Consider the following 5,918-nt stretch of genomic DNA (forward strand, 5'->3'; position numbering starts at 1 on the left):
GCCATCAAGGAAATCGGCCAGACTATTAGCCGGATGTCGGAAATTGCCTCGACCATCGCCTCGGCGGTCGAAGAGCAAGGCGCCGCCACCCAGGAAATCTCCCGCAACGTGCAGGAGGCGGCGCGTGGCACCGAGCAGGTCTCGTCCAACATCATGGACGTACAGCGCGGCGCCACCGAAGCCGGCTCGGCCGCCGGCCAGGTGCTGTCGGCGGCGCAGTCGCTGTCGCAGGACAGCGAGCGCCTCAAGATGGAAGTCTCAAACTTCCTCGAAACAGTGCGCGCGGCTTAAGTCCAACGGCGATTAATACCACCACACCACAGGTCATGGCCGGGCTCGTCCCGGCCATCAACGTTTTTGCTGTGATTTTAAGACGTGGATGCGCGACATGGGCACCTGCAGCTAGATCGTCTGATTGTAAGCGCCGACTTCGGGATGGCGGCGCAGCACCTCGTTGATGGCCGCGAACATCTCGTGCATGCGCTGCTCCGACACCGGGCTTTCCACCACCACCACCAATTCCGGCTTATTGGACGAGGCGCGCACCAAACCCCAGCTGCCGTCATCGCAGGTCACCCGCACGCCATTGACCGTGACCAGATCGCGGATCGGCTGGCCGGCGACCAGCCGCCCCTCGCGCTGCGCGGCCTGAAATTCCCGGACCACGGCATCGACCACGCCATATTTCGCTTCGTCGGCGCAGTGCGGCGACATGGTCGGCGACGACCAGGTTTTCGGCAGCGCGTTTTTCAGGTCCGACATGCGCTGACCATGGGCGCGATCGAGCATGTCGCAAATCGCGATCGCCGATACCAGGCCATCGTCATAGCCGCGGCCATAGGGCGCGTTGAAGAAGAAGTGCCCGGACTTCTCGAAGCCGGCGAGCGCCCGCAGCTCGTGGGTGCGGCGCTTCATGTAGGAATGGCCGGTCTTCCAATATTCGGTCGTGGCGCCCTGCGCCTGCAGCACCGGATCAGTCGCGAACAGCCCGGTCGATTTCACATCGACCACAAAGCGCGCCTGCGGATGCAGCGCGGACATATCGCGCGCCAGCATCACGCCGATCTTGTCGGCGAAGATTTCTTCACCGGTGTCATCGACCACGCCGCAGCGATCGCCGTCGCCATCAAAGCCGAAGGCCAGGTCAGCCTGATGCGCCAGCACGGCATCGCGCATCGCATGCAGCATCTTCAGGTCTTCGGGGTTGGGATTGTAGTTCGGAAAGCTGTGATCGAGCTTGGTATCGAGCAGGATCACCTCGCAGCCGATCGCCTCCAGCACCTGCGGCGCGAACGCGCCGGCGGTGCCGTTGCCGCACGCCGCCACCACCCGCAGCCGGCGCTTCAGCTCCGGCCGATCGGTGAGATCGGCGATGTAACGCTCCGGAAAATTCTCGTGGAACCGGTAGCCGCCGCCCGGCTTGGCCACGAAGGATCCGCTCAGCACGATCTCCTTGAGTCGCGCCATTTCCTGCGGGCCGAAGGTCAGCGGCCGATTGGCGCCCATCTTCACGCCGGTCCAGCCATTGTCGTTATGCGAGGCGGTCACCATCGCCACACACGGCACGTCGAGCTCGAACTGCGCGAAATACGCCATCGGCGTCATGCACAGCCCAATGTCATGCACCGTGCAGCCCGATGCCATCAGCCCGGAGATCAGCGCGTATTTGATCGAAGCCGAATAGCTGCGGAAATCATGGCCGGTGACGATCTGCGGCTTTTGGCCGAGTTCGGCGATCAAGGTGCCGAGCCCCATGCCGAGCGCCTGCACGCCCATCAGATTGAGCTCGGAGCCGAACAGCCAGCGCGCGTCATATTCGCGAAACCCGGTCGGCTTCACCAGCGGCTCGGATTCATAAGCGTAAGTGTTCTGGGCAAGCGCGGCTTTCGGCTTTGGCAACATGGCGTCCTCGGCACAATGACTGGCCGTCAGCCATAAAGGATCGGGGCGGACGGGGAAAGCGCAGCCGCTGCGAGCCATTGGCAGCGGAAGCATGACGCTTGACCGCGGCCGCGACATCGCCGATGCGTCCGGGCCGACACTGCTCAGGATTACACGCTTGCAGACCGACCTTCAGGACGAATTGCGCTGGGCCAAGGACTGGCTGGTGGGCGCTGCCCTGCCCTTCTGGGCCGAGGCCGGTTTCGACCGCAGCACCGGGCTGTTTGCCGAACGGCTGGACTTTGCCGGCCGCCGGCAGGACGTGCCGCTGCGCCTGATGGTGCAGTGCCGGCAGATCTATGTGTTTGCCCATGCCGCATTGCTCGGCTGGTTCGACGGCCGCGCCTGTGTCGAGCAGGGCCTGCGCGCCTTGCTCGATCATTTTGCGCTGCCGGTCGATCCGGCGCGGTTCGCGTTCTCGATCGATGGCCGCGGCGAGGTCGCCGACACGACTGCCGATACCTATGGCTATGCGTTCTTGCTGTTCGCGCTGGCCTGGGCGCGGCGCCTGGTCGGCGATCAGGTCGATCCAGCGCGGGTCGCCGCGATTGTCGATTTCCTGCAAACGCAACTGCGTCATGACAGCGGGCTCGGCTTCATCGACAGCCTGCCGCGCAAGCGCGCCACGCTGCGCCAGAATCCGCAGATGCATCTCTTGGAAGCCTGCCTTGAGGTCAGCGACGTGTTTGCGCTGCCGCAGGCGCGCGCGATCTGCGACGACACCGTGGCGCTGTTTGGCAGCCGGCTGTTTTCGGCCGATGACCTCGCGCTACCGGAGCTTCATGACGACCGCTGGCAGATCGCCGATCCGGCGCAGGCGGTGTTCGAGCCCGGCCATCATTTTGAATGGATCTGGCTGTTGGAGCGCTACCGTGCCGTCACCGGGCAGATCGCGCCGACCCCGCCTGAGCTTTTGGCGCAGCGCGCCTTGCGCGATGGCATCGACCGCGATGGCGCGGTGATCGAAACGGTGCGGATTGCCGATGGCAGCCGCACGACGAGCCGGCGCTGCTGGGCGAGCTGCGAAGGCCTGAAGGCTGCGGCCGCCGATTATAAAGCGGGCCGCGATCCTGAGGCCGCGCAGCACCGCGCCGCAGGATTCCTGCGCGCGCTGCGCACCGTGTTCCTGATTGGGCCGTTTGCAGGTGGCTGGATCGACCGCAGCACGGCTGATGGCCAGCCGCTGGTGGACTATGTGCCCGCCAGCACGCTGTATCATCTGACGCTGGCGATCGCGGAAGCGCATCGCGCGTTCGGCGATCGCGCGTAGCACGCGACCGGCGTCACGCTCAGGCGGTCGCCAATGCCAGCTGATTGGAGATCGACGGCACGATCGACGGCGAGCGCTCCAGGTTTTGCAGATAGATGCCGCGCCGCGTGGTGTGCGGCTTAAAAGTATCGGTCAGGCCGACCACGGTCTCGGCAGCGCCGAGCGCGAGATAGCCATCGCTCTCCAGCAGCTTGGAGATGCGGTTGAAGATCGAAATCTTGGTGTCCTGATCGAAATAGATCAGCACATTGCGGCAGAACACGATGTCGAACTTGCCGAGATGCGAGAAGTCCTGCAGCAGATTGAGCTGCCGGAACTGCACCATGGCGCGGATTTCGGGATTGAGCTGCCAGATCTCGCCGCTCTGGCGGAAATACTTGACCAGGAGCTGTATCGGCAGGCCGCGCTGCACCTCGAACTGGCTGAACAGCCCGGAGCGGGATTTTTCCAGCACGGCACGCGACAGGTCGGTGGCGATGATCTCGGTGCGCCAGCCGGCGAGCTGCTCGCCCATCTCCTTGAGCACCATTGCGATCGAATAGGGTTCCTGCCCGGTCGAACAGGCCGCGCACCAGATGCGCAGCGATTTGCGGCTGGCGCGTGCCTGCAGCAGTTTGGGGATCAGTTCCTCGCGCAGATGATCGAACGGCAGCTTGTCGCGGAAGAAGAACGTCTCGTTGGTGGTCATCGCCTCGACCACGTCGGAGGCGAGCGGCTCGGCGCCAGAACGCACCTTCTGCACCAGTTCGGGAATGCCCGCCAGATTGAGACGACGCGCCAGCGGCAGCAACCGGCTTTCGATCAGGTAACGCTTCTCGGCGGACAGATCGAGCCCGGAGCGGTCTTTGAGGAATTTGCGCAGAAAATCGAAATCAGCAGGGGTCATGAACGCTCTCCGGCAAACACCCGGGCCACCTTGCTGGCGATCTGGTTGAGCGGCAGCACCGCGGCGCAGATGCCGGCATTGGCGGCGGCGCCCGGCATGCCCCAGACCACGCTGGAAGCTTCATCCTGAGCGATCACGCTGCCGCCGGCGGCGACGATTTCCTTGCCGCCGCGCATGCCGTCGGAGCCCATCCCGGTGAGGATCACCGCGAGCACGGCGGACTGCCAGACATCGATCGCCGAGATGAACAAGGGATCGACGGCCGGCTTACAGAAATTGACGGCGGGGCCGTCATCGAGCGCGATATCCATGCCCGCGCCATTCTTGACGACGCGCATGTGCCGGCCACCGGGCGCGAGATAGATGCGGCCGGCCCTGACCGGCTCGCCATCGACCGCTTCGCGCGCCGGGCGGTTGCTGGCACGCGCCAGATGTTCAGCCAAAATGGTGGTGAAGGTCGGCGGCATGTGCTGGGTGATCAGCACCGGCACGCGATCGATCACAGGGCCAAGGTCGGATACCAGCGCCATCAGCGCCTGCGGTCCGCCGGTCGAAGAACCGATCACCAGCACGCGCGGCACGGTGAGGCCGAACGCCCGCTTGACGATCGGCGCCGCAGCGGCCGCATGGTGCACTGGCGCCGGCGCCCGAGCCACCGCGGGCGCCGCAACCGGAGCTGCGCCAGGCTGCGCCTTGCGACGCACGCGCGCGCCGAGCGTGCGCACCTTTTGCAGCAGATCGTGCCTGAATATTTCGGCCGCCGAGGTCTCGCGGGTGCTTTCCGGCTTGGGGATGTAGTCGGCGGCACCGAGCGACAGAGCTTTGAAACTGATCTCGGCGTTACGGCGCGTCAGCGTCGACGCCATGATCACCACGAGGTTGCGCTGCTTGGCGAGCAGTTGCGGCAGCGCCGAGATGCCGTCGAGTTCGGGCATCTCGATATCAAGGAGCGCGACGTCGGGCTTGACGCGCTCCAGATGATTGACGGCATCGAGCCCGGTACGCAGCGACGCGGCCACCACCATGTCCGGCTCGGCTTCGATCCAGCGGGAAATCAGGCCGCGGATCACGACCGAGTCGTCCACGATCATCACCCGCAACGGCTCGTAGCGCGTGGTTTCCGGAGTTGCAGCACTTGCCAACGCGACACTCATTTCACACCGACTCGATACACAGGGACTAGACTCCGGACGCCGAAGCCAAGCGGCTCAGACGATCAGATCAAGCCGACTTCATGGAATTTCGCCGTGACGATATCCTTATCGAACGGCTTCATGATGTATTCGTCGGCACCGGCGTGCAGCGCGCGCGCGATGTGAGCGACGTCGTTCTCGGTGGTGCAGAACACCACCTTGGGCGCGTCGCCGCCCGGCATCCGGCGCAGATTGCGCAGGAATTCGTAGCCGTCCATCACCGGCATGTTCCAGTCGAGCAGCACGGCCTCAGGCAGACCGCGCTTGCAGACTTCGAGAGCCTGCTCGCCGTCCTCCGCCTCGACAATCTGGAAATCCATCCCTTCGAGGATGCGCCGAGCCACTTTCCGGATGACGCTCGAGTCATCGACGACCAAACATGTCTTCATTTCAGCCTCTGTTCTCTGTCGCCCGAATGGGCAGTCCATTCACCAGCTAAAAGCATTCACGCCACGGCTTACGCCGCGGCGCGTTCAGGTCCGATTTCCAGCACCTTATCGACGTCGAGGACGACCATGAGCTGGCCGTTGAGTCTGTGGACGCCGGAGGCCATGGTGGCCATGCGGGGGTCGAGGTTGACGGGGTTGGTCTCGCGGCTGTCGTCGGGCAGTTTCAGCACTTCGCCGAT

At 64.4% G+C, this 5,918-nt stretch carries 5 protein-coding genes and 2 pseudogenes; 2 read left to right on the plus strand and 5 right to left on the minus strand.

The features are described from left to right. Positions 1-291 (plus strand): annotated as a pseudogene (locus tag BJ122_RS18680) (methyl-accepting chemotaxis protein); the annotation flags it as partial. Between the two features lie 111 nt (positions 292-402). Here BJ122_RS18680 and BJ122_RS18685 read toward each other — a convergent pair. Then, a complete protein-coding gene (locus BJ122_RS18685) occupies positions 403-1,902 on the minus strand; it encodes a phosphomannomutase/phosphoglucomutase (RefSeq protein WP_110782793.1) in 1,500 nt (499 codons plus the stop codon). A gap of 91 nt (positions 1,903-1,993) precedes the next feature. On the opposite strand from BJ122_RS18685, the gene BJ122_RS18690 reads away from it, so the two are divergent. Further along, positions 1,994-3,211 (plus strand): AGE family epimerase/isomerase, encoded by a 1,218-nt coding sequence (locus BJ122_RS18690; RefSeq protein WP_245407797.1) that lies wholly within the window; start codon positions 1,994-1,996, stop codon positions 3,209-3,211. A gap of 19 nt (positions 3,212-3,230) precedes the next feature. Here the strand turns inward: BJ122_RS18690 and BJ122_RS18695 are convergent, their stop codons facing one another. From BJ122_RS18695 to BJ122_RS19730, 4 genes and pseudogenes are all read right to left on the minus strand, one after another. Continuing rightward, positions 3,231-4,097 carry a CheR family methyltransferase gene (locus tag BJ122_RS18695; protein ID WP_110782794.1) on the minus strand — a complete coding sequence of 289 codons (867 nt, stop codon included), beginning with the start codon at positions 4,095-4,097 and terminating at the stop codon, positions 3,231-3,233. Beyond that, positions 4,094-5,251: a protein-glutamate methylesterase/protein-glutamine glutaminase gene (locus BJ122_RS18700; RefSeq protein WP_110782795.1), complete on the minus strand. Its 1,158-nt coding sequence runs from the start codon at positions 5,249-5,251 to the stop codon at positions 4,094-4,096. Before BJ122_RS18700 ends, BJ122_RS18695 begins: the two co-directional genes overlap by 4 nt. Positions 5,252-5,313: 62 nt before the next feature. Next, positions 5,314-5,679, minus strand: coding sequence for a response regulator (locus BJ122_RS18705; RefSeq protein ID WP_027276560.1), 366 nt, complete (start codon positions 5,677-5,679; stop codon positions 5,314-5,316). Between the two features lie 68 nt (positions 5,680-5,747). After that, positions 5,748-5,918, minus strand: a pseudogene (locus BJ122_RS19730) (chemotaxis protein CheW); the annotation flags it as partial.

It is taken from the genome of Rhodopseudomonas faecalis, assembly GCF_003217325.1.
Classification (GTDB): domain Bacteria; phylum Pseudomonadota; class Alphaproteobacteria; order Rhizobiales; family Xanthobacteraceae; genus Rhodopseudomonas; species Rhodopseudomonas faecalis.